The sequence below is a fragment of the Pontibacter rugosus genome (assembly GCF_042678745.1).
Lineage (GTDB): Bacteria > Bacteroidota > Bacteroidia > Cytophagales > Hymenobacteraceae > Pontibacter > Pontibacter rugosus.
Window position 1 is genome coordinate 1 of record NZ_JBHTLD010000387.1, and the last position, 1,952, is coordinate 1,952.

The window sequence follows — 1,952 nt, forward strand, 5'->3', positions numbered from 1 at the left end:
TTTAAAAGAATAAACTTCCATGTGATCTTCTCTGATAAGTTAAGTCCTGATATAATTAGACAACAATTCCTAAATCAGTTATACGGCAAGTATAAATTAGCTCCTGAAAGTAATGGTGTACAGTGGGGGGGATACATTACAAAAGAAAGTTTAGCTGATTTAGGAAAAGCTATAAAAAGCACAGTGCCGGATGATGCTATATCTAGTTATGGAAGCGATATAACTGAAGGATTTAACAACATTAATTTTGATGAAGAGGAAATAGTACAGATTTTAAATTCTTCAACAAGCTATTTAAAAGGCAGTTTCTTAACTGCAATTGGTAAAACTGAGTGGGATGAGTTCTCTTGGAATGATAGTAGCATTGCTGAAAAGAAGACAGTAATAAATAGTGTTGATTTTGTGTTCACATCTAGTGAAACAATCGATGCTTACAATAAAGCTAAACGAAAATTAACTGAGCAAAAGGTTAATGATTTGCTTCTAGATTGCAGTGATGCACATCGCAATAGTAAGTCTTCAAATAAAGATAGAATTGGAAAATGTTTTACATGGATAAAGGCTGATCCAACTTTTGAAGGTTTAAAGCAAGTCATTCATGAACCTGATAGGCTTTTTGTTGGAGGACAACCAGAGTTAATTCAAAGAAAAAAAGCTAATCCAAACAAATTCATACAATCAGTATCAATCAAAAGGTTAGATACTAGTAGTATGCCTGAGGTGTGGTACAGAGACTTTGATATAAATTTAAATCCAAGCCTAGTAGCAGTTATTGGAAATAAAGGAAACGGGAAAAGTGCATTGACTGACATCATCGGTCTTGTAGGTAATAGTTATAATGATAATTACTCCTTCTTAACTAAAGCTAAATTCAGAAATCCAAGACCATACAATAGAGCTGCCAACACTGAAGCACAAATAGTTTGGTCTGACAACAGCAAGGATGGTTACTTTAGATTAGATAATGATGTAGATCCAAACAAACCAGAAAAGGTAAAATACATTCCACAAAATTTCTTAGAATCACTTTGTGTGAATGAGGATGAGCATGATTTTGAGAGAGAAATTAAAAAGATAATTTTTACTCACACTGCTTCTAGTGAAAGATTGGGATTCTCTAACCTTGACGAGCTTATTACTTATAAAAGTGAAGTGATCAATAAGGAATTAGGCTCTATCAAGGGGGAAATTGAAGATATCAATCTTCGAATTATTAATCTTGAAAGGAAGAGCCTTGAAAGTTTTAGGCAAAGTTTAACAGAAAAACTTCAGAACAAGGAGGAAGAGCTTAAAAACCATGAAGCTTTAAAACCTGACGCGATACAAACTCCAACTAATAATCCTGAGCTAGAAGCTCGTAATAAAGATATTCACGCAGAAATAGAAAATGTAAAGAAGGCTACAACTCAGAAAGAGGCACGACTAAAACATTTGAATGAAGCAAAATCTACCCTACTACAAGAATCTAGTGAGCTTGAAAAAATCCGACAGTCGTTCCAAAATTTAAAAGATACATTAGATCAAAGCTCTGGAAAATACAGAACAGCGCTGGGAAGGTATGATCTTGACTTAGACAATATTTTAAAATATGAAGTAAGTTTAGAACCAATTGTTAAGCTCAAAGAAGAAAAGAACAGGGATTTAGATGCTATACAACTTGAGTTACAAGGTCAAGATGAGAATAATAAAGGACTTGAAGAAACCATTACTGATTTATACCAAAAGCTCATTAGTTTAGAAGAAAAGCTAGATGAACCATATAGGCTTTACCAGAAGTATCTGACTGACTTAGATGAATGGGAAAACAGGAGAAAAGGAATTATCGGGGACACAGATTCATATGGAACTATTGAGCACTCAAAATCAGAGTTAAAATATCTAGATGAGAGACTCCCGCTGGAATTAGAAAGTGCAATAGAGGAAAGAAACCAACTAGTCAAAAAGTTATTTGA

At 33.7% G+C, this 1,952-nt stretch carries 1 pseudogene; it reads left to right on the plus strand.

The features are described from left to right. Positions 1-21: 21 nt before the first annotated feature. Positions 22-1,952 (plus strand): annotated as a pseudogene (locus ACFQ2O_RS21420) (TrlF family ATPase); the annotation flags it as partial.